Source organism: Opacimonas viscosa, from assembly GCF_024199005.1.
Lineage (GTDB): Bacteria > Pseudomonadota > Gammaproteobacteria > Enterobacterales > Alteromonadaceae > Opacimonas > Opacimonas viscosa.
The window spans coordinates 1-243 of sequence record NZ_JANATA010000288.1 but is presented as its reverse complement, the minus strand read 5'-3'; the positions used below and the strand labels follow the sequence as shown (position 1 = coordinate 243).

The window sequence follows — 243 nt, the reverse complement described above, 5'->3', positions numbered from 1 at the left end:
ATGCGTTCCAAGCCTTCAACGCCCGTGTCGTCAACATCGGTTACGCCGATTAACTGCGCTGAAACTTCACCTGTAGGATAGTAGCGGCGGCTTTCACGGCGAAGATAAATGCCTGGAATGTCCAGTTTATCAACGTACTCTGCCATGGCAGGCGACACCTGACGCTGCAAGTAAACAAAGCGGCGTTTGGGGTTTGCCACTTTTTCTTTGAGTTCATTGACGTCTTGGCGCAGTACATCTGCC

At 51.4% G+C, this 243-nt stretch carries 1 pseudogene; it reads right to left on the bottom strand.

Annotated features, from left to right (window positions below):
* Positions 1-243, bottom strand: a pseudogene (locus NLF92_RS13635) (peptidoglycan glycosyltransferase FtsI); the annotation flags it as partial.